Origin of the sequence: Lysobacter sp. (assembly GCA_013141175.1) — a bacterium.
Taxonomy (GTDB): Bacteria; Pseudomonadota; Gammaproteobacteria; order Xanthomonadales; family Xanthomonadaceae; genus Lysobacter_I.
Map to the genome: position 1 here is coordinate 3545374 of JABFRN010000001.1, position 26448 is coordinate 3571821.

Consider the following 26448-nt stretch of genomic DNA (forward strand, 5'->3'; position numbering starts at 1 on the left):
TCAGCGGCTCATGAATTCGGGGGACATCAGGATCATCGCGACCATGCTGCGCAGGCGCTGCAGGTTGTAATGGCGCTTGAGATCGGTGGTCGCCGAAGTGTCGGTGTCGGTGATGACGTAGGTCGCGGGGTCGCCGTTCTGGGCCAGGAATGCCACCAGCACCTGCCGGCGCGAAGCGACCGGCAGATAGCCGAGAATCCGCTGGCACCAGTAATCGACCAGGTTGTTCGCGGTCCAACTGGCGACATTGGCGCGGCTCTGCGCCACGATCGGCAGCAACGGCGTCAAGGCGGTATCGGTGTCGAGCGTTTCGGTCAGCCAGCTCAGCATCTTCCACGTGGTGACCATGTTGTTGGAACCCGCCCAGGTCACGCCGACATCCGGGTAGCCGTTCGGCGCCGCCCAGTCGTAGGGCGCGTGGCCGGTGGCGGCGAGGCGGTTCATGAAATCGTTGCTGCGGGTTTCGCTGATGCCCTTGATCGTCCAGTCGCTGCCGCAGGCGCGGACTGCTGCAGCGATCAACTCGAACGGGCGCCGGTTCTTCTGTCCCCATGCGTTGATGAACGCGTTGGACAGCAGGATGTGGCGCAGCGTGAGCCGCAGCTGGTTCGGATGCTGCCAGTTGGCGCGGAACACCGTCGCGGCGCTGTCGATCAGGGCCTGGTCCGGCTTGTCGGACACGAAGCGCCGGATCAGTTTCTTGCAGATGAACTTGGCGACGCGCGGATGGGTGGCCAGACGGTCGTAGATGTCGCGCCCGTCCTTCATCGCCGCCTGCTCGGGGAAGATGTACATGCCCAACACCTGCTTGGGACCGGCGTCGTGCATGGCCAGGCGGTAAACGAACGTGCCGTCGTTTTCGGTCGGAAAACCGTTGCCCCCGTTCTTCACCGTCCAGCCGGTGAACGCTGCGGCGGTGTCGTAGACGTCGAGATCGGTGTAGCCGATCGGATAGCTCGGGTCCTCCGGCGCGGGCGGCACCTGCGCCGGGCTGACGAAGCCGAGGTAATTTTCCGCGCCCATCGCATGCAGTTCCAGCAGCTCGCGCGCGTAGTTCTCGTTGGGGCCGGAGCGCGAATTGCTGCGGTTGTTGAGGTAATACATCATCGCGGTGCTCTGGCCCACCGCTTCGAGCATGGTGCGGAAATTGCCGAACGCGTTGGCGCGGATCACGTCGCGGTTGTAGTGGACGTAGACCGTCGAGGCGGTGCCGCTGTTGATGGCGACATTGAAATGGTTCTGCCAGAAATCGACCATCGTCTCCTGCAACTGGCGTTTCGAATACGCCGCGCGCACCAGCGCGGCGCGCTGGGTTTCGCGTGCCGGCGCCGAACTGTCGGTGTTGACGAGGGTATGGTCGGCCCAGAGCTGGGCCAGCGACTTGTTGAGCGTGGTGTAGCCGTTGGCGGTGGAAAGCCGGGCCTCCAGCGCGCTGTCGTCGATCGCGGAAGGATTGAGCTGCTGATCGACGAACGCGGTGAGCCGCGCGGTATCGTTCGCGCCCAGCGCGTTGAACTCGGCGATGGACGTGGCGGTGGCGCCTGCGGTCAGGTTGTTCAGCACGCGGACCGGGAACGGTGCGCGCTGCATCGTCAGCAATTCCGGCTGCGAGATATCCGCCGTGCCCGGGCCGGCCATCCTGGGTATGCGTGGCTGATCGTTCGACGCTCCCGGCAGGGCGGAATCGGCCAGCGGTTCGAGGTCGGATGTGCCGAAACGCTCCGGCAGCGGCTGGAAGCGCAAGGGCCCTTTGATGCCATTGCGGCGGGCGATCTCTGACAGCAGCTTGCGTTGGCGCGTGGTGGGAGCGATGGGTCTGGGCATCTGGCAAACTCCGTTGCGCCCGCGCCTGTCGGCCGCGTGCGTTGGCTTTATGACTCCGGATTCCCCTCTGCCAGCATGCGCGATGTCATGGCACCGGGAATGTGACCGGGCTCAAGTTCCATGAACGTCCGACCGTGGGATGCGTTGACCGGCCGGTACGATTCGACGCCCAACTCGGCGCGCCGCGATGCCGCCCGCTACTGCGCGGTCCAGCCGCCATCGATCGGGAAGGAGGCGCCAGTCACGTTGTGCGCCTCGCGCCGGCACAGCCACAGCACCATCGAAGCGATGTCCCCGGGCAGCGACATGCGCAGGCTCGGCTGCTTTTCCGAGAGCAGTGCGCGGACACCGTCGTCGCGGCTGCCGCCATCGCGGCGCGCTTCGATCTGCGGTTCGATCAATGCGGTTTCCACCCAGCCCGGGCAGATGCAGTTGACGGTGATGCCGCCGCTGTCGCGGGTCCCGGCGGCGGCGTATTCCAGTGCCGCGACCTTGCTCAGACCGACGATTCCGAATTTGCTGGCCACGTAGGGCGCCTTGTTCGCCGAGGCGACCAGGCCGTGTACGGACGCGATGTTCACCACGCGGCCATAGCCACGCGTCGCCATGCCCGGCATCGCCAGACGCATGCTGTGGAACGCGGAGCTGAGGTTGATCGCGAGAATGTCGTTCCACTTCTGGGTCGGCATCTCGGCCAGCGGCACCGCGTGCTGGATGCCGGCGTTGTTCACCAATACGTCGAGCGGCGACCACGCATCGATCGCGGCCATCATCGCTTCGATCTGGTCGGGGTCGCGCAGGTCGGCGCCGAAGTGGCGCACATCGCCCGCGCCCGCGTCGCGCACCGCTTGCCGTGCGGCTTCGATCTGCTCCGGCGTGCCAAGCCCGTTGATCGCGATCTTCGCGCCCGCTGCGGCCAGACCGCAGGCGATGGCCAGGCCGATGCCGGAAGTGCTGCCGGTGACGAGGGCGGTGCGCGAAGCGAGGAAGGTGTCGGACATATGAGGACTCGGCAGAAAGATCGAGTAAAGCGCAATTGCGCTGAGGGGATTATGCGGCTTCAAGCGTAGGGCGGGCCCTGGCCCGCCGTTGCGATGTTTCCGATCGCGGCGCGCGATGATCGAAACCGCTCTCGATCATTGCTGCTTTCAACTGAGAGTTGGCAATGGCGGGCCAGGGCCCGCCCTACGAGGTTGGCACCACCCGATCACACCAGTCCGGTCAGATAGAACGCCGCGATGACGACGAATACCGCAGAGGTCTTGATCAGGGTGATCGCGAAAATATCCTTGTAGGCCTGGCGGTGGGTCAGACCGGTCACCGCGAGCAGGGTGATCACCGCGCCGTTGTGGGGCAGGGTGTCCATGCCGCCGGATGCCATGGACGCGATGCGATGCAGGACATCCATCGGAATCTGCGCCGCCTGGGCGTTGGCGATGAAGGTTTCGGCCATGGCCGCCAGTGCGATGCTCATGCCGCCGGATGCGGAGCCGGTGATGCCGGCCAAGGCGGTGACGGTGATCGCTTCGTTGACCAGCGGATTCGGAATCGCGTGCAGCGCGTTCGCGACCACCAGAAAGCCGGGCAGGGCCGCGATGACGGCGCCGAAACCATACTCCGAGGCGGTATTCATCGACGCCAGCATCGCGCCGCCGATGGCGTTCTTCGCGCCCTCGGCGAAACTCGCGGTCACCGGCTTCCACGCCAGCACGATGACGCTGGCGATGCCGACCAGCAGCGCGCCCTGCACGGCCCAGATCGCGGCCACTTTCGACACTTCCTGCACCACCGGTGCGGCGTTTCCGATCACCGCCGGCACGAACTCGTGGCTGGTGCCGTAGACCTTCGGAATCCACAGGGTCAGCAGTTTGTTGACGATGCCCACCAGCAGCAGCGGCGACAGCGCCAGCAGCGGATGCGCGAGCTTGCTGTCGGCGAAGGGCGCGGGTTCGTTGCTGAGCGTCGCCGGGTCGCCGTAGCCTTCGCCGTTGCGCTTGGCGGCGCGGCGGCGCCATTCCAGATAGCTCATGCCGACGATCAGGATGAACACCGCGCCGATCGTGCCCAGCCACGGCGCCGCCCAGGTGGTGGTGCCGAAGAACGAGGTCGGAATGATGTTCTGGATCTGCGGCGTGCCCGGCAGCGCGTCCATGGTGAAGGTGAAGGCGCCCAGCGCGATGGTGCCCGGGATCAGCCGTTTCGGGATGTCGCTCTGGCGGAACAGTTCCGCGGCGAAGGGATAGACCGCGAACACCACCACGAACAGCGACACGCCGCCGTAGGTCAGCAGCGCGCAGACCGCGACGATCGACAGCATTGCGCGCTCCGCGCCGAACAGCCCGATCACCGCGCGGACGATGGATTTCGAGAACCCCGACAATTCGATCAGCTTGCCGAAGATCGCACCGAGCAGGAACACCGGGAAGTACAGCTTCAGGAACCCGACCATCTTGTCCATGAACAGGCCGGTGAACATCGGCGCGACCAGCGAACTGTCGGTCAGCAGCACCGCCCCCAGCGCCGCGATCGGCGCGAACAGGATCACGCTGTAGCCGCGATAAGCCACGAACATCAGGAAGCACAGCGCCGCCAGCACGATCAGAAAGGACATGTCACCGTCGCCATGAAGAGTTTCTCGGGAAGACCGCGATCGGGCGCCGTGGAGACGCGCGTGCTGGCCGTCGGCCACGGAGCGGCCCTGCGCAGCCGCAGTTGGGGCCGCCAGTGTCGGCAGCCGGCGCTGCGCGGCCCATTGTCCGAAGGTACAAGTGCCCGGGCCGGCGTCACTGCCTAGTCTTGCCACCATGTGGCCGCCGAGCGTCGGCAGCCTGACCGTTTGAGGAAAGATCGATGAGTCGTGCGAATCCAACCGCCTTCCCGGCCAATGCCGCGCGCAAGCGTGGAGCGTTGCCGTACAGCAGCCTGAGTCTCGCCGTCGGGACGGCGCTGGCGCTCGGCATGTTCGCGCCGATGGGGTATGCCCAGGACGCCGCTGCTGGCGCCGAATCCGATCGGAACACCCTGGATACGATCACTGTCACCGCGCGCAAACGCGAGGAAACCCTGCAGGACGTGCCCGTCGCGGTCACCGCGTTCACCGCCGATTCGCTCGACAAACTCAACGTCGAAGACCTCAGCGACCTCGACGCGCAGGTGCCCAACCTCACGATCTACGCCGCGCGCGGCTCCAGCAGCACGGTCACCGCCTACCTGCGCGGCGTCGGCCAGTCCGATCCGCTGTGGGGCGTCGATCCGGGCGTCGGCATCTATCTGGACGATGTCTACATCGCCCGTCCGCAGGGCGCGCTGCTCGATGTGTTCGACGTGAACCGGGTCGAAGTGCTGCGCGGACCGCAGGGCTCGCTCTACGGCAAGAACACCATCGGCGGCGCGATCAAATACGTCTCCAAGCCGCTGCCGGAGCAGGTCGACGGCTTCGCCTCGATCACCGTCGGCAACTACAACCAGCTCGATACGAAGGCTGCCATCGGCGGTCCGTTGTTCGGCGAGAACAGCGGCCTGCGCGCGCGGATCGCGGTCGCCAACCTCAACCGCGACGGCTTCGGCGAGAACGTCAACACCCACCAGCAGGTGAGCGACAAGGAAATCAACGCGTTGCGCTTCAATCTGGGCGCCTATTCGGAGGATGATTTCGATGTCCAGTTCGCCTTCGACTGGGTCGACGACAAGTCCGGCGTGCGCGCCGCGCGGATGCTGGCGCCGAACCGTTTCGCGCCGACCGCGCTGCCGCTGGACGATCGCTACGACGTGCGCAATGGCATGCTCAACACCAACAACACCGAGTTGAGGGGCGCTTCCGCGACCGTCAACTGGCGCCCGAGCGACAGTTGGGCCTTCAAATACGTGGTCGCCAAGCGCGAATCCGACACCGAGACCAACATCGATTTCGACACCCTGCCGAACAAGATCGCCGACGTGAAGGCGTTCTATACCGACGAGCAGACCTCGCACGAGATCCAGGCGAACTACGATGGCGGCGGTCGCTCTCGCGGCGTGTTCGGCGTCTACAAGTTCGACGGACGTGCCGGCGGCCAGGTGCTCAACAACTTCTTCAACCTGCTGTTCGGCGATACCCAGGGTGACGTGTTCACCAACAGCGTGGCCGTCTACGGCGACTGGACCTTCGATCTGACCGACCAGCTCAAGCTCGATGTCGGCATCCGCTACACCGACGAAGACAAGCATGCCGTGGTGCTGAACCGCTTCTACACCGACGCCACCTACACCGTGCTGCGTCCGGTCGCGCCGATCGCTGCGAACTTCGACAAGACCATCAACTTCAAGAACACCTCGCCGAAGATCTCGCTGGACTACCAGTTCAACGACAACATCATGATCTATGGCCTCGCCAGTCGCGGCTTCAAATCGGGTGGTTACAACATCCGCGCGCAGGCGGTTGCGGTGCCGCGCTCGGCCGAGCCCTTCCAGGACGAGTCCGTGGACAGCTTCGAGATCGGCAGCAAGATGTCGTTCCTCGATCAGCGCCTGTTCGTGAACCTGTCGGCGTTCCACAACACCTACAAGGACATCCAGCTGTCGGTGTTCACCGCCTACGACAGCAACGGCGACGGGACCGACGACGCGTTCTTCGGCGACTTCACCAATGCCGGTGAAGGCACCGTCAACGGTTTCGAAGCCGAATACCAGTGGCTGCCGTCCTCGCACTGGGCGATCTCGGGCAACCTGGCATGGCTCGATGCCAAGTACGACCGCTACATCTTCAAGAACGTCGATATCTCCGGCCAGCAGGAATTCACCAACGCACCGGAATTCTCGGGCGCGCTGAATCTCGAATACCGCACGCCGGTCGGGGCGATGGGCAATCTGTCTGCGCGAGTGGGCTACAGCTATCAGACCGATGTGGTCGCGACCACCGAAGTGGTCCGCGATCCGGTCACCGGCGCCACCGCGACCCCGATCACCCAGGACGGCTACGGCCTGATCAACGCCGGCGTGATCTGGAAGCTCAACGATGCCTGGAGTTTCTCCCTGCAGGGCAGCAACCTCGCCGACGAGGAATACCTCACCACCGGCTACAACCTGGTGTCGGCGCTCGGCGTGTTCACCGGGTTCTACGGCCCGCCGCGCCAGTACACGCTGTCGGCGCGCTACGATTTCTGATCGCAGCACAAGTCGGGCAGAGATCTGAAACAGCGGCGGACGTAAGTCCGCCGTTTTTTGTAGGAGCGGCTTCAGCCGCGAAGCCCGCATTGTTTCCGCTGCAGCGCAATTCGTCATCCGGATGAGATGCCTTGTGCTAGATAGCGGGCATCATTGTCTATGCAAGCCTATGGGCTTCGCGGCTGAAGCCGCTCCTACAGAAAGCCAAGGCGTCCGCACTCCCGTGGTGTATGTCCATCTGCGATATCCTCCCGATTCGAGAGAGACCAGTCCGCATCGGGGATATGCCGAAGACCGCCATCCAGCGTAGACCCACGAGCGCAGCGTCATGCTGAGCATCGGTGTCGTGATCCTCGCCAGCCTCGGTTGGCTCGGGATCATGTTCGCGGTCGCGGTCTACGGTGAACGCCGACCGCAGGCCCTGGCCCGGCGCTGGCCGGACATCTACGCGCTCTCGCTCGCGGTGTATTGCACCTCGTGGACGTTCTTCGGCACCGTCACCCAGGCCGCGCGCTACGGCTGGCCGCTGCCGCCGACCTTCGTCGGCACCATCCTCCTTTACGTCTTCGGGATCGGCCTGTTGATGCGGCTGGTGCGGCTGGTGCGCGAAAGCAACAGCACCTCGATCGCGGATTTCGTCGCCAGCCGGCTCGGGCAGGATGGTTGGCTCGCCGCTGCCGTCACCTTCGTCGCGGTGCTGGGCATCGTGCCGTACATCGCGCTGCAGCTGAAAGCCGTGGCGATGAGCTTCGCGCTGCTGGTCCACGACGATGCGGCGCAGGTGCCGGCGTGGCAGGACAGCGCGCTCTACGTGGCGCTGGTGATGGCCGCGTTCGCGATGCTGTTCGGCACCCGCAGCGCGAGCGCCGCCGAGCACAATCGCGGACTGATCCTGGCGATGGCGTTCGAGGCCCTGCTCAAGCTGGGCGCGATGCTGGCGATCGGGGTATTCGCGTTCGGATTGCCGGCGGCACCGTCCGCGACCGAATTGCTGCGCCCGCAGGCAGGCGATCTTTCCGGCTTCGCGCCGCTGGTGTTGCTGGGCATGCTGGCGATGTTCACCCTGCCGCACCAGTTCCACGTCGGTGCGGTCGAATGTCGCGACGAGCGCCACGTGCTGCGCGCGCGCTGGCTGTTTCCGCTGTATCTGCTGCTGATCGCGATTCCCATCCTGCCGCTGGCGCGCGCGGGCGATGCCCTGCTCGGTGCGCAGAACGTGCCGTCCGACCTGTACGTGCTGGCGCTGCCGCTGTCGCAGGGCCGCGAGGGGCTGGCGCTGCTCGCGTTTCTCGGCGGCTTGAGCGCGGGCACCGGCATGGTGATCGTCAGTACGGTCACGCTGAGTCTGATGATCGGCAATCATTGGCTCACGCCGCTGTGGCTGCGCGGGGTGTGGGCACCGCGACGCGGCGATCGGGCCACGCCATCGGAGCAACCCGACCTGCGCGGCGCGGTGCTGGTGCAGCGCCGGATCGGCATTCTGGTCATCGTGCTGCTGGCCTGGGGTTACAGCCGTCTGATCGCCGGCAACGATGCGCTGGCCGATGTCGGTGCGCTGTCGTTCTCGGCGTTGGCCGCGCTGGCGCCTGCGCTGGGCTTCGCGCTGTGGCGACCGCAGACGCCGCCGCGCGCGGTGCTGCTCGGTATCGCCGCAGCGGTCGCGCTCTGGGTATGGCTGCTGCTGGTGCCGGCGCTGGTCGAAGCGCGCGGCCTTGAGACGCAGTGGTTGCGCGAGGGGCCGGGTGGCTGGTCGATACTCGCGCCGGACGCGTTCTTCGGGCTCACCGGCTGGAGCCGGCTCGGACGTGCGGTGACGATGAGCCTGTTCGCCGGCGTGATCGTCACATTGTTCGCATCGACGCGCGCGACCGCGTGGTGGCAGGCGGGCCCGCGCCGTGCGGGCGCGCGCGGACTCGCACTCGATACCTTGCGCGATGCCGGACGCCGATTTCTTCCGCGCGAGACCGTCGATGCCGCGCTGCTGGGCGCACCCGCCGCCGGTGCGGTGCCGGTGCTGCAGGAGACGCGGCTGGAGCGCGAGCTCGCGGCGGTGTTGGGGTCGGCGTCCGCACGCCTGCTGCTGGACGCCGCGCGTCGCGAGGCGGGCCGCGATTTCGATACGGTCGCCGCGATCGTCGGCGAAGCCTCGCAGGATCTGCGCTTCAACCAGCGCCTGCTCGAAGCCGCGTTGGAGAACATGAGCCAGGGCATCAGTGTCGTCGATCGCGATCTGCGCCTGGTGGCATGGAACCACCGCTACGCAGAACTGTTCGGTTATCCGGAATCGCTGCTGCGCGTGGGCGTGCCGGTCGCCGATCTGGTGCGCTACAACCTGCGCAATGGCTGGAACGCGAGTTCGATCGAAGAGGAAGTCGAGAAACGCGTGCGCCACATGCATGCCGGCACACCGTACATCAGCGAGCGCGTGTTTCCCGATGGCGGTGCGGTCGAAGACGGCGTGATCGAAATCCGCGGCAATCCGATGCCCGACGGCGGTTTCGTCGCGACGTTCACCGATGTCACCGCGTTCCGCCATGCCGAGGCCGAACTGATCCGCAGCAACGAAACGCTGGAGCAGCGCGTGGCCGACCGCACCGCGCGACTCGATCAGGCGCGTGCCGACGCCGAGCGCGCCAACGATGCCAAAAGCCGCTTCCTCGCCGCGATCGGCCACGATCTGCTGCAGCCGCTGCATGCGGCGCAGTTGTTCACCGACGCGCTGGTGGAACAACTGCCCGCCGAAGCGCAGCGCGCGACCGCACAGCAGATCCGCGGTGCGCTGGATTCCACCGGCGACCTGCTGTCGGGGCTGCTGGACATGTCGCGGCTGGAAGCCGGTGGTCTGGTGCCGCAGCCGCGCGTATTTCCGCTGGCCGACGTGCTGGAACCGCTGGCGTCGGAATTCCGCGCGCTCGCCGCGGAGCGCGGCCTGCGCTTCCGCTATCGCGCCACCCGCGCCTGGGTGCACACCGATCCGCAGTTGTTGCGGCGGGTGTTGCAGAACTTTCTCGCCAATGCCGTGCGTTACACCGAACGCGGCGGCGTGCTGCTGGGCGTTCGCCATGACGGCGGCCGACTGCGGATCGAAGTACACGACACCGGCCCCGGCATTCCCGAATCGCAGCAACGGGTGATCTTCGAGGAATTCCGGCGTGGAGACGGCGCCGCAGGGCAGGGGCTCGGTCTGGGCCTGGCCATCGCCGATCGCATCGCGCGTCTGCTCGATGCGCCGCTGCGGCTGCGCAGTCGCCGTGCGCGTGGAACGGTGTTTTCGCTGATGCTGGCTTCGATCGCCGCGCCACAGCAGGAAGCGACGCCTGCCGCGGCGGGTCTCGAAGGGTTGCGCGTGTTGATCGTCGACAACGATCGACACGCGCTGGCGGCACTGCGCACGATTCTCGAAAGCTGGCATTGCAGCGTAGACGCCGTCGCCGATGGCGCGGATGCCGAAGCGCTGCTCGCTGCGGGCGCGGATCATGCGCTCTGGCTGTTCGACTATCACCTCGACGATGGCGATACCGGCGTTGCGGTGCAGGCCCGGCTCGCACAGCGTTTCGGCACGCGTCCGACCTTGATCCTCAGCGCCGACGACAGTGGCGATGTGCGTCGCGTCGCGCTGGAGCATGGCCTCGGTCTGTTGCCGAAGCCGGTCAAAGCGCTGGCGCTGAAATCGATGCTTCGAAGGATGTTGACCGCGCGCGCGGCGTGATCGGCTGCGCGATGTCGTTTCACAGGGTGTGCGTGTCGCGCACCGGTTTCGAGATCATCGCGAAAAGCCGATGCGCCAGGGCCTGATGCATCCCCACACTTCGTGCAGTTCAAGAAACGTCGTTATCCCCACGAATGTGGGGATCCAGCGACTTCAAGCTTCTGCGCAGCATAAAGACACTGGGTTCCCGCGTTCGCGGGAACGACGGGTAAAAAGAGCGGTGTCTGCAGATCAGGTGACTGCCGATCAATCGATCCGTTCGATGTCCATGGGGAAGAAGTGGGGACGCCCCAGGCCAAGGCGCCCCCTATAATCCGTTCGTTCGTACAGGAAGCTTCGCATGCCCTACACACCGATTGTCGCCACACTCGGCTACGTGCTGTCGCCGGATCGCAGGCAGGTGCTGTTGATCCACCGCAATGCGCGGCCCGACGACCAGCATCTCGGCAAGTACAACGGCCTCGGCGGCAAGCTCGAAGCCGACGAGGACGTGGTCGCGGGCATGCGTCGCGAGATCCACGAGGAGGCCGGCATCCACTGCGATGAACTCGTCTTGCGCGGCACGATCAGCTGGCCGGGTTTCGGCAAACAGGGCGAGGACTGGCTCGGGTTCGTGTTCCTGATCACGGCTTACAGCGGTACGCCGCACGCGACCAATGCCGAAGGCGTGCTGGAGTGGGTGCCGGTGGAGCGCATTCTGGATTTGCCGCTGTGGGATGGCGACCGCCGCTTCCTGCCGCTGGTGTTCGACGACGACTCCCGAGGCTTCCATGGGGTGATGCCGTATCGCGATGGCAGGATGGTGTCGTGGGCGTATTCGCGGGTGTGAGCGATGACGCGATGTCCACTCCCGCTCATGTCCGGGCTAAAGTGGGCCGCCGATTTGACACTCGATTTGACAGGGGTACTGCATGAAACAATTCGTCATCACCCTGATCGCCGTGCTCGTCGGCGGTTTCCTGGCGCTGTTGGGCTACGACCGTTTCATTGTCCAGCCGCGCGAGGCTGCGGCGGCCGAGGCCGCTGCCAAAGCGCAGGCAGGACCCGCGAATCCGCAGGTTGATCTGGGGCGCGCCCGCGCCGAAGCGCAGCAGGTCGCCGCCGAGGTCGAAGCTTCGGTGCAGCGCAGCGTCGACGGCGCCCGCGAAGCGATGGATGCCCAGGCCAAGGTGATGGACCGCCGTGCGCTGATCGCGGATGCCGCCAGCCGGGCGACGATGTTCCGGGTGTCGCTCACCGAGTATTACCAGAGCAATGGTCGCTGGCCGCGCGATGCCGATGAGGCAGGACTGCCGGCCCCGACCGAGATGCGCGGCGGCGCCGTGCGCGAGATCAGGCTCGGGACGCAGGGCGTGGTCACGGTGAAGATGGACGAACGCTTCCCCGAGGGCAGTGCGATCGTGCTGCGTCCTGCCGTGAATGCGGCATCGGGAATGGTCGACTGGACCTGCGAGGTCAAGGGCGATGAGTTGAAGCAGTCCCTGCCGAGATGCAAAGGCTGAACATGGACAGCCGCCGCAACCTCAATTGCGGCGGACCAGCACCACGGTGATGTTGTCCGAGCCGCCGCCGTCGAGTGCAGCTGCAACGAGACCATCGACGCATTCCTGTGCGCTGCATTCGATATGCGAGAGCACCTGCGACAGGTTGCCGTCGTCGACTTCCTCGGTCAGACCGTCGCTGCACAGCAGCAGTTGCATGCCCGGGCGCAGCTCCCCGGACAGGGTCTCGACATTGAGGTTCTGCGGGTCGGTCACGCCCAATGCCTGGGTGACGACGTTGCGATGCGGATGGCTGCGCGCCTGATCGACGGTGATCGCGCCCTGCGAGATCAGTTCCTGGACATAGCTGTGGTCGTGCGAGAGCTGGGCCAACTGGCCGTCGCGCCACAGATAGGCGCGGCTGTCGCCGACCCAGGCCACTTCGAAGCGGTTGCCGAGGACGCGCAGGGCGACCACGGTCGTGCCCATCGGCAGGGCGTCGCTGCGCTGGCGAGAGACACGGATGATTTCCTCATCGGCGGTGCGGATCGCCTGGGCGAGGGATGCGCCCTGGCGGATCTCGCGGACGATGGTCTCGCGGGCGAGCGCGCTGGCGACTTCGCCGTACTCATGGCCGCCCATGCCGTCGGCGACCAGCCACAGCCCGAGGTCGCTGTCACCGTAATAGGTGTCCTCGTTGAGCTCGCGGCGCAGTCCGGCGTGGGTCAGGTGCCCGAATTCGATCATGCAACGGCCATGGGGGAGGGAGTCAGCCATATCCTCGGGGATATACGTAATCGAAGGATGAAACCGGACGCGGACGAAAAATCGATCGCCGATCCGAACGCTGGCATCCCGGCCTGTGTCGCTTCCATTCCCGCAGATACGCAAAGCGCCCCGCAAACATCAGGGGGATTCACTCGGCACATCCATGTGCCTTTCCGGCCAGCGCTCGCGCGCTGGCGTTCGGCGGCGCGCGGACATGCCGCGCGATGATCCGCCTCACCCCTGCGGGCGGCTTCGCCGTGCCGATCGGCAATCCTGCCGATCGGTCGAACCTGGGGTCCTCATCGAAGCCCCCTCTCCGCCAGATACGCAAAGCGCCCCGCGAGGGGGCGCTTTGCGTATCTGGCGGAGAGGGGGGGATTCGAACCCCCGGTGCGCTATAAACGCACGCCTGATTTCGAGTCAGGTACATTCAACCGCTCTGCCACCTCTCCGAAGGGGCTCGCGACGATGGATTGCGGTCCACCGCTGCGGGGGCGTCATCATAAGGGGCGAGGCGCCCGGGGACAAGGCGCGTACACTTCCCGCCTCACTTCCCGCCATTCCAGATACGCCGCCATGTCCGAAATCCTCGCTCCCGTCTCGTTCGGCGAACTGCTCGACAAGATTGCAATCCTCCAGATCAAATCCGAGCGGATGAGCGACCCGGCCAAGCTCGCCAATGTCCGTAACGAACTGTCGGCATTGGAGAACAGCTGGATGGCGCATCCGGCGGCGGGTCACGACATCGCCCGCCTGCGCGCGCAGCTGAAGGCGGTGAACGAGCGGCTTTGGGTGATCGAAGACGACATCCGCATCAAGGAAAAGGCGCAGGCTTTCGACGAGGAATTCATCCGCCTCGCACGCAGCGTCTATTTCGAGAACGACGAGCGCGCGCGGATCAAGAAGGACATCAACCTCGCGCTGGGTTCGGCATATGTAGAAGAGAAGTCGTATCAGGATTACCGCGCTGGCGCGACGCCCTGAGCGTCATGTGACCGATCCGGCCCTCGGCAGAGGGTATCCACGCATTTCGTATCGCCCGGGCGGTTGAATCCGCACCGTCGCCGGACGCCGTGTGCGCCGACGATGGCCGCTGCCATGCGATCGCCACGGCGATTCTCGGACTGGACTTCGTGGACCTCCGGAATGCGGAAGGGCGGCTTCGCATGTCCGGCGGAGAGGATGGCGTGAAGGCGCTGAAACTGGGATGCCTTCCACATTCCGGGGCATCAAGCGGAAATGCTACTAATGGTATCCCTGCCAGCTATATTCACATAGCACTGTTCACTATCGGTAGCGGGTTCCGCAAAGCTTTCATGGAAATCCGGTGTTTTTGACTCATGGCTACCAGAATTGGCCGAATTCCCGGTGTCCCCCATCTTCCCTTCCTCATCGCTTGCGCTTACGTTTCACCTGCACGTGAAGGATCGCAGTCGAAGCGCAAGCGGCTACTTCGATCCCGGAGCTCCCGGCCTGCCGGGCACTTCGCAGGCACATGGATGTGCCGCGTGCATTCGCCCCTCAGGGGGCGCGCGATATCCACGGATGGGTGTCGTGTGTGTTCGGTGCAGGATGCACGCGATTGCCTGGAGGGACCCGACATCGTACGGAAACGATGGGCAGAACCAAGGTCGTTGCGCGGGCCCCAAGGAGGGGGCTCGCCCCGGCTGACCCGAGCATGGCCGTATCAACATGGGTCGTATCAGGGACGAGACGGATCGGGATTCGGACATCTCGAAATCGAAGGCATACGGACGAACCCTCGCGATGCATCATCGCGGGGGTTTTTTGTTGCCCATCGCGCCTGCAGGGTCGGTATCGAGCGCTGCAAACGCGCGAATCGGGAAGGGCATCAGCCGCGCGCCGGGTTCTGCGCCTGTTGAAGAGGATTTCTGTCGGAGAGGATTTCCTCTCGGGTTCGCTGCGCCCATGCGCTTTTTTTGGAAGCGCGCTTCAGCATGGGAACGTCTATCAGGATGACGAGGATTTCTGGAATTTGAATTTCTGGATCGGCTCGCCGGATACGGTGATGGGCGGTGGTTCCAACACTTGGCGCGCGCTGGCCAAAGTGAAGTAATCGGCTCTGCGATCCGACTGTGGACGCCCTCCGGTCAAAGCCGGAGGGCGTTCGTGCATGGCGAGTGCAATTCCGACTTCGCCGACGATGTCCGGAAATCGTACGAGGAGGCTTGTCTCCGCACTGGGTTATCGGCAGGCGTCGACATATCGTTCGAACGCCGCGATGCCATCCTCCACCGTCACCAGATCCATCACTCCATCGTGCTCGATCTTGGCACCCCATTTGAGTTCGCTGGCGGGCTTGCCGAGGTATTTCCGCGCTGCATCGTCGTAGCGATCGACGCAGAAACGGAGATCCGAATACGGCCCGCTGCGGCGCGGATTGCTGGCCGCGTGCAGGCCCAGCACCCTGGTGCCCATCGCATTGGCGATATGCATCGGCCCGGAATCCGGCGTCATCAGCAGGTCGGCGCGTCCCAGTAGCGCCGGCAGCTGTTTGAGCGTGTCCTTGCCGACCAGATCGAGCGCTGGCGCCTGCATCGCTGCGAGGATCGCGTCGCTGGTGTCGCGTTCAAGCTGGCTGCGCCCGCCGAGCAGCACGACCCGCCAGCCCCGCCCAGCTGCGTGGTCGGCGACTGCGGCGTATCGCTCCGGTGGCCAGTTGCGCAGGGCGTGGCTGGAGCAGGGCGAGATCGCCAGGGTCGGCACGCCGTTGTCCGGCCATTGCGCACGTGCCCACTCGCGCGCCGCGTCGGGGACCGGCAGGTCCCAGATCACCTCGGTCTGTTTCAGGCCCAGCGGTTCGCAGAAGCTGCCGATCGCATCGAGTACATGGATGCCGGGCCGGTCGGGGATACGTTCGTTGATGAAGAGGCCATGCAGGTCCTTCGAGCGCGATCGGTCGTAGCCGATCCTGCGTGTCGCCGGCAGGAACGCCGACAGCAGATTCGCCCGCGCCGCCACCTGCATCTGCAGCAGTGCGTCGAAGCGCCGGCCCTGCAGTTCGCGGCGCAGCATGCGCATCCCGGCCAGACCGGTCTTCTTGTCGTAGACCAGGAATTCGACTCCCGGCAGACCCTCCAGCAGTTTCTGCTCGCCCTTGCCGATCACCCAGGTCAGTGCGACTCCGGGCCAGGCCTGGCGCAGGGTGCGGATGAGCGGCAGGACATGGGTCACGTCGCCCAGTGCGGACAGGCGCAGCAGGCAGATCGACTGGGGGACGTTCAAAATATTTTCTTCACTTGCAGTTGATAGACTCGGTCAATGGCCGCCTTCGATGCCACCGAAAGCCTGACGCCGTTCCGCGATGTGCGCGGAGCGGGGGGAGGGGCGATTCTGTTCGACGCGACCTGCCTGCGGCAAGCGGGCGGGCGGGCGGCCGATCCTGTCTGGTTCGATCCGGCCTGGTGGGGCGACCGCGCCGAACCCGTCGGAAGCGGTGGCCGCGGCGGCGCCTGGTTCGTCGACGGCGCGCCGTCGGGAGGCGGTTTCGGCCCGGCGGTGCTGCGGCACTATCTACGCGGCGGTGTCGCTGCCCGGTTCAGTCACAACCGTTTCATCTGGCGCGGGGTCGGTCGGATCCGCAGCTTCGATGAATTCCGCCTGCTCCGCGAGCTGCTGCGCCGGAAGTTGCCGGTGCCGCGTCCCATCGCCGCGATCTACTGGCGCGACGGGATGTCCTATCGTGCCGGCATCCTGCTCGAACGTTTGCAGGGCGTGACATCGCTCGCCGATCGCGCCACCGCTGCCGGCAGCGCTGCGCCGTGGAAGGAGGCGGGGCAGATGATCGCCCGCATCCACCGCGCGGGGCTCGATCACGCCGATCTCAACGCTCACAACGTGCTGTTCGAGGACAGCGGACGCGGCTGGGTCATCGATCTGGATCGCAGTCAGCTGCGGATCCCCGCCACGCCGTGGCGCGAGGCCAATCTCGCCCGCCTGCAGCGCTCGCTGCTGAAGCTGCGCGGCGCACGCAGCGAGGTCGAGGTGGAGAAGGATTACGCCGCGCTGCGCAACGCGTACGATGCGCTCTGGCAGCGCGGGACCTAGGCGACAGCACGATGAGTTGGGCTTTGCGGTTTCATGGCGTCGGCAACGCGGCGGCGGTCGAATTGGGTTCGGCGATGGCGACCATCGAGCGCGATGCGCGGCCGTGGCTGACCATCGACTGCGGTGCGGAAGGGCTGAGCGAATACCTTGTGCACTACGGCGAAGCGCCGCGCGCCCTGTTCGTGACCCATGCCCATCTCGATCACATCGGCGGCTTCGAGCGGTTGTTCATCGATGCGTTCTTCGACCCGGCGCGGCGCGGGCGCACTCGCGTCTATGTGCCGGCCCGCGTGGTACCGCTGCTGCACCAGCGCGTCGGCGATTATCCGAACGTCCTCGCCGAGGGCGGCGCGAATTTCTGGGATGCGTTCCAGGTCATCCCGGTCGGCGACGCCTTCTGGCATGAGGGCGTGCGTCTGGAAGTGTTCGAAACCCGCCACCATTGGCCGCAGACCAGCTATGGCCTGCGCCTGCGCGGCAGCGTCGTCTGGACCAGCGACACCCGGCCGATCCCCGAAGCGCTGGCGCGATACGCCGATGCCGACGAGTTGATCGCCCACGACTGCGCGCTGCACGGCAATCCTTCGCATTCCGGTATCGACGATCTCGAGCGCGAGTATCCGCCTGCGCTGCTCGATCGCTGCATCCTCTACCACTACGCCAGTGCCGCCGACGGCGAAGCCCTGCGTGCGCGCGGACGGCGTGTCGCCCATCCCGGCGAATGCATCGCACTCGCCGCGCCGACCGCGCCGCAGGCGGAGCCCTTCGGCGCAACCGAAACCGTGGATGCCGCCTCTGTTCCGGCATCCGCCACGTAACTGGAAGCCATGAACGCCGTTCCGCAACCCCTCGATCTGCCGCGCGATGCCCTCGGGCGCCCGCTGCACGACCTGCGCTTGTCGGTGATCGAAGCCTGCAATTTCCGCTGTCCGTACTGCATGCCGGCGGAGCGCGTGCCCGACGATCATGGCCTCGATGCCGCATCGCGGCTGTCGTTCGACGAGATCGAACGCCTGGTACGTGGTTTCGTGCGCGTGGGCGTGCGCAAGCTGCGCATCACCGGCGGCGAACCGCTGTTGCGCAAGCGGCTGCCCGAGCTGATCGCGCGGATCGCGGCCATCGAAGGCCTCGACGACATCGCCTTGACCACCAACGGCAGCCTGCTCGCCGCGCAGGCGCGCGCACTGCGCGACGCTGGCCTGCATCGGGTCACCGTGAGTCTCGATACGCTCGATTCCGCGCAGTTTTCGACGCTGTCGGGCGGGCGCGGCGATCTCGCCGAGGTCCTGCATGGCATCGACGCGGCAAAGGCCGCCGGCTTCGCGAAGATCAAGCTCAACTGCGTGGTGCAGCGCGGCGTGAACGAGGACCAGGTCCTGCCGCTGGTCGAGTTCGCCCGCGAACACGGCCACACCCTGCGCTTCATCGAATACATGGATGTCGGCACCTGCAACGACTGGAAGATCGAGCGCGTCGTGCCTTCGGCCGAACTGCGCGACCGGATCCACGCACGCTGGCCGCTGCATGCGCTGGGTCCGCAGTATCGCGGCGAAGTCGCCGCGCGCCATGCCTTCGACGACGGTCGCAGCGAGGTCGGTTTCGTCAGCTCGATCAGTGCGCCGTTCTGCGGCGACTGTCATCGCGCTCGCGTTTCGGCGGAGGGCCGCCTGTACACCTGCCTGTTCGCGGGCGAGGGCACCGATTTGAAGCCATGGCTCGGCGGCAGCGACGCCGATGTCGTCGAACGCCTGACCGGTCTGTGGCAGGCACGCGGCGACCGTTACAGCGAATTGCGCAGCGGTTTGCGCGACCCGCGCAAGCGCGTCGAAATGTATCTGGTCGGAGGTTGAGCGCATGTCGCGTGCGATGCTGGCCGAAGCAGGATGGCAGCGCGTACCCTCGGGTTTGCCGCGCGCGTGGCTCGGCGCGCTGCCGATGGATCCCGCGCTCGATGCCGGCGATGCCGGTTCGCGCAATCTGCTGGCGGAAGCCTGGTGCTCCGATCTCGTCGCGCCGTTGCGCAACGGCCTGCAGTCGCTCGGGCTGCTGTCGAACGACGCGGTCGCCGTGCAGTGCACGCTGTTCCGCAAGACGCCGGACTGCAACTGGAAGGTTCCGTACCATCAGGACCTGTCGATTCCGGTCGCCGGACGCGTGGAACATCCTGCATTGTCGGGCTGGTCGGTCAAGGAGGACGGTCTGTACGTGCAACCCCCCGTCGAACTGCTGGATGGGTTGTTGGCGGCGAGACTGCATCTCGATCCGTGCGGCGATGACGACGGTGCGCTGCGCGTGGTCCCGGGGACGCACCGTCTCGGCCGTTTGAGCCCGCAACGGATCGCGGCGATGGACAAGCGACGCGACGAAGTCGTGTGCGTCGCCGATGTCGGTGACGTGCTGTTGATGCGTCCACTGGTGCTGCACGCATCATCGAAAGCCGAACGGCCGAAGGGTCGTCGCGTCTTGCATTTCCTGTTCGCGCCGCCGGATCCCGGCTGCGGGCTGCAGTGGAGGATCGCGGTTTGAAAAAGAATCCAGGGCTGACCCATCTCGATGCGCAGGGCCGCCCGGCGATGGTCGATGTCTCGGCGAAAGCGGTCGCCGCCCGCGCCGCCACGGCCGAATGCCGGGTGAGATTCCCGGTTGCCGTCGCTACGCAGCTGCGCAAGAGCGGACTGAAAAGCGCGAAGGGCGGGGTGGTCGAAACCGCGATCGTCGCCGGCACGCTGGCGGTGAAGCGCACGCACGAGCTGATCCCGTTCTGCCATCCGCTGCCGATCGACGGCATCCGTTTCGCCATCGATTGGCGTGGCGAGCGGGAGCTGGAGATCGTGTGCACCGTCAACGCCACCCACCGTACCGGCGTCGAAATGGAAGCGCTGACCGGCGCCACTGTCGCCGCGCTCACCGTCTACGACATGTGCAAGGCACTGACGCACGCCATCGTGATCGGTCCGGCGAAGCTGCGCGGCAAACGCGGCGGCAAGCGCGACTTCGGCGCGATCATGGAGAAGACTTGATGGCAGTGGCCACCGTGCTGTATTTCGCCAGCCTGCGCGACGCAGCGGGCCGCGACGGCGAGCACGTCGATCATGACGGCGATCTGCGTTCGCTCTATCTCATGCTGCAGGCGAAGCATGGTTTCGCGCTGCCGGTCGGACGCCTGCGGGTCGCGATGAACGGCACATTCGCGCGTTGGGAAGACGTGCCGGGCGAAGGCGCCGAGATCGCCTTCATTCCGCCTGTCAGTGGCGGTTGAGATGGTTCCGCGCTTCGCCATCGCCGACGCGCCCTTCGATATCGCCCCGCTGCGTGCGCATCTGCTGCGTGCGGAGGCGGGCGCCTACGCGAGCTTCGAGGGTTGGGTGCGCAATCACAACGAGGGCCGCGCCGCGCTCGGGCTGCGCTACGAAGCCTACGCCGCGCTGGCCGAAGTCGAGGGTGCGAAGATCGTCGAAGAGGCGTTGGCGCGCTTCGATATCGCCGATGCCACCTGCGTGCACCGCGTCGGCGATCTCGACGTCGGCGATCTCGCGGTCTGGGTCGGCGTCAGTGCGGCGCATCGCGATGCCGCGTTCGCGGCCTGCCGCTGGATCATCGACGAAGTGAAGACGCGGGTGCCGATCTGGAAGCACGAGCGCTACGCGGAAGGCGATGCCGCGTGGCTGCATCCCGATTGAGCCCGTTGTCTGAATGGCTCTGCTCGAAGTCGCTCTGGTCGAGACGGCTCAGGTCACGCTGTCGAGCAGCCGCTTCGCCGCCGCGCGCGCTTCCTTGCTGACTTCCACGCCGCCGAGCATCCGCGCGAGTTCTTCCTGGCGTTCTTTCGGCCCCAGCCGCTGCACGGCGCTCTGGGTCATGCCGGCGGCTTCGGCCTTGCTGACGCGGTAGTGGGCGTGGCCCTGCGCGGCGACCTGCGGCTGATGGGTCACGCACAACACCTGCCGGGTTTCGCCCAGCGCACGCAATTTCTGGCCGACGATCTCGGCGACCGCGCCGCCGATGCCGGAATCCACTTCGTCGAAGACCATCGTCGGCACCGCGTCGAGGCCCAGCGCGGCCACTTCGATCGCCAGCGACACCCGCGACAACTCACCGCCCGAGGCGACCTTGCGCAGCGAGCGCGGCGGCTGTCCGGCATTCGCCGAAACGAGGAATTCCACGCGCTCCGCACCGAGCGGATCGGGGCGTTCGACGTCGTTGGGCTCCAGCGCGATCTCGAAACGGCCGCCGCCCATGCCGAGATCGGCGATCAGTTCGGTGGTCGCTTTCGACAGCGTTGCCGCCGACGCGCGGCGCGCGGCGCTGAGCGCTGCCGCAGCCTCGCGCCAGCGATGCGTGGCGCCGACGATTTCGTCATCGAGGCCGATGAGGCGGGTGCTGGCATTGCGCAGGGTTTCGAGTTCGGCCGCCAAACGGTCGCGGACTTCGATCAGCGCTTCGGGCGCGGCACGGTGTTTGCGGCCGAGATCGTGCAGGCGGGTGAGGCGGTCTTCCAGCGTTTCGAACTGGTCGGGATCGACTTCCAGATCGTCGCGGATGCGCTGCAGCTGCCGGGTGGCTTCGTCGATCTGGATCGCGGCGGCGTCGAGCATGCCATCGACTTCGCCCAGTCGCGGTTCGTCGTTGCGGGCGCGGGCGATGTCGCCGCGCAGCTGTTGCAGGGTCTGCAGCAGCGAGGGCGCGTCGTCGCCTTCGAGCCGGGTCAGTGCGTGCTCGCAGGTTTCGATCAGGGTCGCGGCGTTGGCGTGGCGGCGATGGTTCGCGAACAGATCGAGGATCGAGACCGGCTCCAGGGTTTCGCGCTCGAGTTCGCGCCACTGGTGGTCCAGCAGGTCGATGCGATCGGTGACATCGCCCGCGCGCGACAGCGCATCGCGTTCGCGCAGCAGTGCGGACCATGCATCCGCGGCATCGCGCACCGCTGCGAGCGGTGCGGGGTAACGACCGAAGGCGTCGAGCAGATCGAGCTGACTGGCTTTCGACAGCAACGCCTGGTGCTCGTGCTGGCCATGGATTTCGACCAGCAGGCCGGCGAGTTGCGCCAGCTGCGTCACCGTCACCGGCCGGCCGTTGATCCAGGCGCGTGAACCACCGTCCGAGCGCAGCGTGCGCCGCAGCTGGCAGCCGCCCTCGTCGTCGCGGCCTTCATCCGACATTTCCTGTTCGCGCAGCCACGCCAGCGCTTCGGGGCGGTCGGCCAGGTCGAATTCGGCGTTCAGTTCGGCGCGTTCGGCGCCGTGGCGGACCATGCCGCTGTCGGCGCGCAGGCCGGAGAGGAAGCCCAGCGCATCGACCAGCAGGGACTTGCCGGCGCCGGTTTCGCCGGAAATCACCGTCATGCCGGGGCCGAATTCGAGCTCGGTGGCGGCGACGACGGCGAAATCGCGGATGGAGAGATGGGTGAGCATGGGTCGGAATTGTGCCTGAACCTGTCTCAATGTCCGAGACGGCATCGTGCGCCGGCTTCGATTCGGGCCCGCTTCCGCGTCCGCGCGCCCCTCGATCGGTATGATCGGCAGGTATGCACCGTCCCATCGACACCGGCTTCGATTCGCGCGCCCTCGACCCGCGCGCGCGCCTGCTGTTGCGGACATTGATCGCGCGCTACATCCGCGATGGCGAGCCGGTCGGTTCGCAGACGCTGGCCCGGCACGCTGGCCTCGATGTCAGTTCGGCCACGATCCGCAACATCCTGTCCGAGCTGGAAGACGTGGGCCTGCTTTCGGCGCCGCATACCTCATCGGGGCGGGTGCCGACCTCGCAGGGCTACCGGGTGTTCGTCGACAGCCTGCTGCAGATCCAGCCGCTGGCCGAGGGCGAAGTGGCGCGGCTGCGTTCCGAATTGGCGCCCGGTGCCGGCACCAACAGTCTGCTCGGCAGCGCGTCGGAGCTGGTGTCGGCGATGACCCATTTCGTCGGCGTTGTGAGCGTGCCCAAGCGCGAGCAGTTCGCGTTCAAGCATGTCGATTTCGTGCCGATGGACGGCCAGCGGGTGCTGGCGATCCTGGTTTTCGCCGACAACGATGTGCAGAACCGCATTCTCCACACCCGCCGCAGCTACGATGCCGGCGAACTGGAACGCATCGCGAACCATCTCAACGCCCACTACGCCGGCCGGCCGCTGGCGGAGGCGCGGGCGCTGCTGCTGGCCGAACTGCGCAACGCCAAGCAGGAAATGGAGGCGCTGATGGCGCAGGCGCTGGAACTGGCCGATCAGGCCCTGGCGACCGACGCCGAGGACATGCTGGTGGCCGGGCAGACCCGGCTCATCGGCATGCAGGGTCTGTCCGATCTGGACCGCCTGCGCGAACTGTTCGAGGCCTTCGCCAGCAAGCGCGAGATCCTGCAGGTGCTGGAACGGACGCTGCGCGCACCGGGCGTGCGGATCTTCATCGGCGAGGAAACCGGCATGGCGCCGCTGGACGGCGTGTCGCTGGTCACCGCGCCCTACGGCGTCGGCGGGCGGACGCTGGGCGTGCTCGGCGTGATCGGACCGACCCGGATGGCCTACGAGCGGGTGATCCCGGTGGTGCAGGCGGCGGCTTCGGTGTTGACGCAGGCGCTGGGGTCCGAAGAGGTCAGGTAGAGCGGCCTTCAGGCCGCTGTCTACCCCATCCCGCGGACACGGCGGCCTTGAAGGCCGCTCTACCCTTGATTCCATTCCGGATGGTCCCCATCCATCGGCGGTCGGCGGGGTTCTCTCCCTTTGCCCGCCTCCGGACCGAGTACGCATGAATCAGGAACAGACCCCGCAGGAAGACCAGATCTCCACCGCTGACGGAGTCGTCGCTGAAGACACCCCGCAGGCGATCATCGAACAGCTGAAAGGCGAGCTGGAACAGCTTCGCGCGGACGCCCTGCGCGAGCGTGCCGATCTCGACAACCAGCGCAAGCGGCTCGCGCGTGAAGTCGAAATGGCCCGCAAATTCGCCAATGAACGCCTCCTGGGCGATCTGTTGCCCCTGTTCGACAGCATGGAGGCCGGTCTGGCCGCCGCCGCCGAGGGCGACCCCCTGCGTGCGGGCATGGAGCTGACGCTGCGCCAGTTGCACCGCATCGCCGAGGCCAACGGCTTGCTGGAAGTGTCGCCGGCGGCCGGCGAGACCTTCGACCCGGAACGCCACCAGGCGATGAGCATGATCGATGCCCCGGGCGTGGCCCCGGGCGCGGTCGCACAGACGTTCCAGAAGGGTTACCTGCTCAACGAACGCCTGCTGCGGCCGGCGCTGGTGGTGGTGGCGAAGCAGGATTGAGGCGGCCCGTTCTCCCGTAGGAGCGACTTCAGTCGCGATTGCCGCTGCGGCGAAGCCTGATCGCGGCTGAAGCCGCTCCTACAAAAGCTTTGCCGGCCGCAGGGTAGCGCTTGAAACCTCCGCGCCGGCCCCCACAAACAGACCATCGGCGGCCGTGAGCCACCACCAATCTCCAACGTTCCAGAGGACAACATCATGGGCAAGATCATCGGCATCGATCTGGGCACGACCAATTCGTGCGTCGCGATCATGGAAGGCGGCAAGGCCAAGGTCATCGAAAACAGCGAAGGCGACCGCACCACGCCGTCGATCGTGGCCTACACCAAGGATGGCGAAGTCCTGGTCGGCGCCAGCGCCAAGCGCCAGGCGGTCACCAATCCCAAGAACACCTTCTACGCGGTGAAGCGCCTGATCGGCCGCAAGTTCACCGACGCCGAAGTGAAGAAAGACCTCGATCTGGTGTCCTATGCCATCGTCGAACACAACAACGGCGACGCGTGGGTCGCGACCAGCGACGGCAAGAAACTGTCGGCGCAGGAAGTCTCCGCGCGCATCCTCGAAAAGATGAAGAAGACCGCCGAAGCCTATCTGGGCGAGACGGTCACCGAAGCGGTCATCACCGTGCCGGCTTACTTCAACGACAGCCAGCGCCAGGCCACCAAGGACGCCGGCAAGATCGCCGGTCTCGACGTCAAGCGCATCATCAACGAGCCGACCGCAGCCGCGCTGGCCTATGGCCTCGACAAGGGCGACGGCGGCAAGGACCGCAAGATCGCCGTGTACGACCTCGGCGGCGGTACTTTCGACGTGTCGATCATCGAGATCGCCAACGTCGACGGCGAGAAACAGTTCGAAGTGCTGGCCACCAACGGCGACACCTTCCTGGGCGGCGAAGACTTCGACAAGCGCGTCATCGATTATCTGGTCGAGGAATTCAACAAGGACCAGGGCATCGATCTGCGCAAGGATCCGCTCGCCCTGCAGCGTCTGAAGGATTCGGCCGAACGCGCCAAGATCGAACTGTCGTCGTCGCAGCAGACCGAAGTGAACCTGCCGTACATCACTGCGGACGCCTCCGGTCCGAAGCATCTCAACATCAAGCTCACCCGCGCCAAGCTCGAAGCGCTGGTCGAGGAACTCGTGAAGCGCACCATCGATCCCTGCCGCACCGCGCTGAACGACGCCGGCCTGCGCGCCAGCGACATCAGCGAAGTGATCCTGGTCGGCGGCCAGACCCGCATGCCGAAAGTGCAGGCCGCGGTCACCGAATTCTTCGGCAAGGAACCGCGCAAGGACGTCAACCCGGATGAGGCGGTCGCGATCGGTGCCGCGATCCAGGGCGGCGTGCTGGCCGGCGACGTGAAGGACGTGCTGCTGCTCGACGTGACTCCGCTGTCGCTGGGCATCGAAGTGATGGGCGGCGAGTTCAACAAGGTCATCGAGAAGAACACCACCATTCCGACCAAGGCGACGCAGACCTATTCGACCGCCGCCGACAACCAGAGCGCGGTGACCGTGCACGTGCTGCAGGGCGAGCGCGCGCAGGCGGTGTACAACAAGTCGCTGGCCCGTTTCGATCTGGCCGGCATCGAAGCCGCGCCGCGCGGCGTGCCGCAGATCGAAGTCACTTTCGACATCGATGCCAACGGCATCCTGCACGTGTCGGCGAAGGACAAGAAAACCGGCAAGGAACAGAAGGTCGAGATCAAGGCCGGTTCGGGCCTGTCGGACGACGAGATCCAGCGGATGGTGCAGGACGCCGAGTCGCACCGCGAGGACGACAAGCGGTTCCACGAGCTGGTCCAGGCCCGCAACCAGGCCGACGCCCTCATCCACGCCACCCGTTCCGCGATCAAGGACAACGGCGACAAACTGCCGGGCGAACTGATCGGTCGCGCGGAAGGCGCGATCGCCGAAGTCGAAACCGCGATGAAGGGCGACGACAAGGTCCAGATCGAGGCGAAGTCGAAGGCGCTGGAGGAAGTCGTGCAGTCGCTGATGGCCGCCACCAACGCCGGCCAGGCGCCGGGCGGCGATGCCGGCCCCGGCGCGTCTTCGACCAAGAGCGATGACGTGGTCGACGCCGAATTCACCGAAGTGCGCGACGAAGACAAGAAGTGATGCAAACCGGTGCCGCCGTACGCAAATGCGGCGGCACCTCGTTATCGATCCCTCGATCGTCGAAGGTCAAAGGTCAAAA

The 26448-nt window shown here is 66.0% G+C and carries 22 protein-coding genes and 1 tRNA gene; 16 read left to right on the forward strand and 7 right to left on the reverse strand.

Going from position 1 to position 26448, the window contains the following annotated elements:
* The 3 genes from HOP03_15650 to HOP03_15660 all read right to left on the reverse strand — a co-directional run bounded on the left by HOP03_15650 (nucleotide 1) and on the right by HOP03_15660 (nucleotide 4435).
* Nucleotides 1–1824: a DUF1800 domain-containing protein gene (locus HOP03_15650; GenBank protein NOT89594.1), complete on the reverse strand. Its 1824-nt coding sequence runs from the start codon at nucleotides 1822–1824 to the stop codon at nucleotides 1–3.
* Nucleotides 1825–2021: 197 nt separating this feature from the next.
* Nucleotides 2022–2825: a 3-hydroxybutyrate dehydrogenase gene (locus HOP03_15655; GenBank protein ID NOT89595.1), complete on the reverse strand. Its 804-nt coding sequence runs from the start codon at nucleotides 2823–2825 to the stop codon at nucleotides 2022–2024.
* A gap of 206 nt (nucleotides 2826–3031) precedes the next feature.
* Complete coding sequence (locus HOP03_15660; protein NOT89596.1) at nucleotides 3032–4435, reverse strand: GntP family permease; 1404 nt, start codon at nucleotides 4433–4435, stop codon at nucleotides 3032–3034.
* A 347-nt stretch (nucleotides 4436–4782) separates the two neighbouring features.
* On the opposite strand from HOP03_15660, the gene HOP03_15665 reads away from it, so the two are divergent.
* The 4 genes from HOP03_15665 (at nucleotide 4783) to HOP03_15680 (ending at nucleotide 12177) form a co-directional block, all read left to right on the forward strand.
* Nucleotides 4783–6966 carry a TonB-dependent receptor gene (locus tag HOP03_15665; protein NOT89597.1) on the forward strand — a complete coding sequence of 728 codons (2184 nt, stop codon included), beginning with the start codon at nucleotides 4783–4785 and terminating at the stop codon, nucleotides 6964–6966.
* 328 nt (nucleotides 6967–7294) lie between these two features.
* Nucleotides 7295–10675, forward strand: coding sequence for a response regulator (locus tag HOP03_15670; GenBank protein NOT89598.1), 3381 nt, complete (start codon nucleotides 7295–7297; stop codon nucleotides 10673–10675).
* A 340-nt stretch (nucleotides 10676–11015) separates the two neighbouring features.
* Nucleotides 11016–11504, forward strand: coding sequence for an 8-oxo-dGTP diphosphatase (locus HOP03_15675; protein ID NOT89599.1), 489 nt, complete (start codon nucleotides 11016–11018; stop codon nucleotides 11502–11504).
* Between the two features lie 82 nt (nucleotides 11505–11586).
* The gene (locus tag HOP03_15680) at nucleotides 11587–12177 is read left to right on the forward strand and encodes a hypothetical protein (protein ID NOT89600.1); all 591 of its coding nucleotides are present in this window, start codon (nucleotides 11587–11589) and stop codon (nucleotides 12175–12177) included.
* A 21-nt stretch (nucleotides 12178–12198) separates the two neighbouring features.
* On the opposite strand, the gene HOP03_15685 is transcribed toward HOP03_15680, so the two are convergent.
* Nucleotides 12199–12903, reverse strand: coding sequence for a serine/threonine-protein phosphatase (locus HOP03_15685; protein NOT89601.1), 705 nt, complete (start codon nucleotides 12901–12903; stop codon nucleotides 12199–12201).
* Between the two features lie 382 nt (nucleotides 12904–13285).
* Nucleotides 13286–13376: transfer RNA gene (locus tag HOP03_15690), tRNA-Ser, on the reverse strand.
* 124 nt (nucleotides 13377–13500) lie between these two features.
* Between HOP03_15690 and HOP03_15695 the strand changes: the two genes are divergently transcribed.
* Entirely contained in the window at nucleotides 13501–13908 is a 408-nt protein-coding gene (locus HOP03_15695) for a hypothetical protein (GenBank protein ID NOT89602.1), read from the forward strand.
* 895 nt (nucleotides 13909–14803) lie between these two features.
* Nucleotides 14804–15001: a hypothetical protein gene (locus tag HOP03_15700; GenBank protein ID NOT89603.1), complete on the forward strand. Its 198-nt coding sequence runs from the start codon at nucleotides 14804–14806 to the stop codon at nucleotides 14999–15001.
* Between the two features lie 128 nt (nucleotides 15002–15129).
* On the opposite strand, the gene HOP03_15705 is transcribed toward HOP03_15700, so the two are convergent.
* Nucleotides 15130–16173, reverse strand: a complete 1044-nt coding sequence (locus HOP03_15705; protein ID NOT89604.1) for a glycosyltransferase family 9 protein — start codon at nucleotides 16171–16173, stop codon at nucleotides 15130–15132.
* 33 nt (nucleotides 16174–16206) lie between these two features.
* Here HOP03_15705 and HOP03_15710 point away from each other — a divergent pair, with 33 nt between their 5' ends.
* Genes HOP03_15710 through HOP03_15740 form a run of 7 tightly spaced genes read left to right on the forward strand, consistent with a single transcriptional unit; the run spans nucleotide 16207 to nucleotide 20672 of the window.
* On the forward strand, nucleotides 16207–16992 hold the full coding sequence (locus tag HOP03_15710) for a 3-deoxy-D-manno-octulosonic acid kinase (protein NOT89605.1): 786 nt from the start codon (nucleotides 16207–16209) through the stop codon (nucleotides 16990–16992).
* Between the two features lie 11 nt (nucleotides 16993–17003).
* A complete protein-coding gene (locus tag HOP03_15715; GenBank protein ID NOT89606.1) occupies nucleotides 17004–17810 on the forward strand; it encodes an MBL fold metallo-hydrolase in 807 nt (268 codons plus the stop codon).
* Between the two features lie 9 nt (nucleotides 17811–17819).
* Nucleotides 17820–18842: a GTP 3',8-cyclase MoaA gene (gene moaA / locus HOP03_15720; protein NOT89607.1), complete on the forward strand. Its 1023-nt coding sequence runs from the start codon at nucleotides 17820–17822 to the stop codon at nucleotides 18840–18842.
* Nucleotides 18843–18846: 4 nt separating this feature from the next.
* Nucleotides 18847–19518 (forward strand): phytanoyl-CoA dioxygenase, encoded by a 672-nt coding sequence (locus HOP03_15725; protein NOT89608.1) that lies wholly within the window; start codon nucleotides 18847–18849, stop codon nucleotides 19516–19518.
* A 47-nt stretch (nucleotides 19519–19565) separates the two neighbouring features.
* The gene (moaC, locus tag HOP03_15730; protein ID NOT89609.1) at nucleotides 19566–20012 is read left to right on the forward strand and encodes a cyclic pyranopterin monophosphate synthase MoaC; all 447 of its coding nucleotides are present in this window, start codon (nucleotides 19566–19568) and stop codon (nucleotides 20010–20012) included.
* Nucleotides 20012–20251, forward strand: coding sequence for a MoaD/ThiS family protein (locus HOP03_15735; protein NOT89610.1), 240 nt, complete (start codon nucleotides 20012–20014; stop codon nucleotides 20249–20251). The genes moaC and HOP03_15735 overlap by 1 nt, the downstream gene beginning before the upstream one ends.
* 1 nt (nucleotide 20252) lies before the next feature.
* A complete protein-coding gene (locus HOP03_15740) occupies nucleotides 20253–20672 on the forward strand; it encodes a molybdenum cofactor biosynthesis protein MoaE (GenBank protein NOT89611.1) in 420 nt (139 codons plus the stop codon).
* 48 nt (nucleotides 20673–20720) lie between these two features.
* Here HOP03_15740 and recN read toward each other — a convergent pair whose 3' ends face one another.
* Complete coding sequence (gene recN / locus HOP03_15745) at nucleotides 20721–22403, reverse strand: DNA repair protein RecN (GenBank protein ID NOT89612.1); 1683 nt, start codon at nucleotides 22401–22403, stop codon at nucleotides 20721–20723.
* A gap of 113 nt (nucleotides 22404–22516) precedes the next feature.
* On the opposite strand from recN, the gene hrcA reads away from it, so the two are divergent.
* The 3 genes from hrcA to dnaK all read left to right on the forward strand — a co-directional run bounded on the left by hrcA (nucleotide 22517) and on the right by dnaK (nucleotide 26369).
* Nucleotides 22517–23581 (forward strand): heat-inducible transcriptional repressor HrcA, encoded by a 1065-nt coding sequence (hrcA, locus tag HOP03_15750; GenBank protein ID NOT89613.1) that lies wholly within the window; start codon nucleotides 22517–22519, stop codon nucleotides 23579–23581.
* 145 nt (nucleotides 23582–23726) lie between these two features.
* The gene (grpE, locus tag HOP03_15755; protein NOT89614.1) at nucleotides 23727–24248 is read left to right on the forward strand and encodes a nucleotide exchange factor GrpE; all 522 of its coding nucleotides are present in this window, start codon (nucleotides 23727–23729) and stop codon (nucleotides 24246–24248) included.
* A 195-nt stretch (nucleotides 24249–24443) separates the two neighbouring features.
* Nucleotides 24444–26369 carry a molecular chaperone DnaK gene (gene dnaK / locus HOP03_15760; protein ID NOT89615.1) on the forward strand — a complete coding sequence of 642 codons (1926 nt, stop codon included), beginning with the start codon at nucleotides 24444–24446 and terminating at the stop codon, nucleotides 26367–26369.
* Nucleotides 26370–26448: the final 79 nt, after the last annotated feature.

Bases quoted from the DNA above. Each gene is read 5' to 3' on its own strand.
- HOP03_15650 (NOT89594.1), bottom strand. From the start codon at position 1,824: ATGCCCAGACCCATCGCTCCCACCACGCGCCAACGCAAGCTGCTGTCA.
- HOP03_15655 (NOT89595.1), bottom strand. From the start codon at position 2,825: ATGTCCGACACCTTCCTCGCTTCGCGCACCGCCCTCGTCACCGGCAGC.
- HOP03_15660 (NOT89596.1), bottom strand. From the start codon at position 4,435: ATGTCCTTTCTGATCGTGCTGGCGGCGCTGTGCTTCCTGATGTTCGTG.
- HOP03_15665 (NOT89597.1), top strand. From the start codon at position 4,783: ATGTTCGCGCCGATGGGGTATGCCCAGGACGCCGCTGCTGGCGCCGAA.
- HOP03_15670 (NOT89598.1), top strand. From the start codon at position 7,295: ATGCTGAGCATCGGTGTCGTGATCCTCGCCAGCCTCGGTTGGCTCGGG.
- HOP03_15675 (NOT89599.1), top strand. From the start codon at position 11,016: ATGCCCTACACACCGATTGTCGCCACACTCGGCTACGTGCTGTCGCCG.
- HOP03_15680 (NOT89600.1), top strand. From the start codon at position 11,587: ATGAAACAATTCGTCATCACCCTGATCGCCGTGCTCGTCGGCGGTTTC.
- HOP03_15685 (NOT89601.1), bottom strand. From the start codon at position 12,903: ATGATCGAATTCGGGCACCTGACCCACGCCGGACTGCGCCGCGAGCTC.
- HOP03_15695 (NOT89602.1), top strand. From the start codon at position 13,501: ATGTCCGAAATCCTCGCTCCCGTCTCGTTCGGCGAACTGCTCGACAAG.
- HOP03_15710 (NOT89605.1), top strand. From the start codon at position 16,207: ATGGCCGCCTTCGATGCCACCGAAAGCCTGACGCCGTTCCGCGATGTG.
- HOP03_15715 (NOT89606.1), top strand. From the start codon at position 17,004: ATGAGTTGGGCTTTGCGGTTTCATGGCGTCGGCAACGCGGCGGCGGTC.
- moaA (NOT89607.1), top strand. From the start codon at position 17,820: ATGAACGCCGTTCCGCAACCCCTCGATCTGCCGCGCGATGCCCTCGGG.
- HOP03_15725 (NOT89608.1), top strand. From the start codon at position 18,847: ATGTCGCGTGCGATGCTGGCCGAAGCAGGATGGCAGCGCGTACCCTCG.
- moaC (NOT89609.1), top strand. From the start codon at position 19,566: ATGGTCGATGTCTCGGCGAAAGCGGTCGCCGCCCGCGCCGCCACGGCC.
- HOP03_15735 (NOT89610.1), top strand. From the start codon at position 20,012: ATGGCAGTGGCCACCGTGCTGTATTTCGCCAGCCTGCGCGACGCAGCG.
- HOP03_15740 (NOT89611.1), top strand. From the start codon at position 20,253: ATGGTTCCGCGCTTCGCCATCGCCGACGCGCCCTTCGATATCGCCCCG.
- recN (NOT89612.1), bottom strand. From the start codon at position 22,403: ATGCTCACCCATCTCTCCATCCGCGATTTCGCCGTCGTCGCCGCCACC.
- hrcA (NOT89613.1), top strand. From the start codon at position 22,517: ATGCACCGTCCCATCGACACCGGCTTCGATTCGCGCGCCCTCGACCCG.
- grpE (NOT89614.1), top strand. From the start codon at position 23,727: ATGAATCAGGAACAGACCCCGCAGGAAGACCAGATCTCCACCGCTGAC.
- dnaK (NOT89615.1), top strand. From the start codon at position 24,444: ATGGGCAAGATCATCGGCATCGATCTGGGCACGACCAATTCGTGCGTC.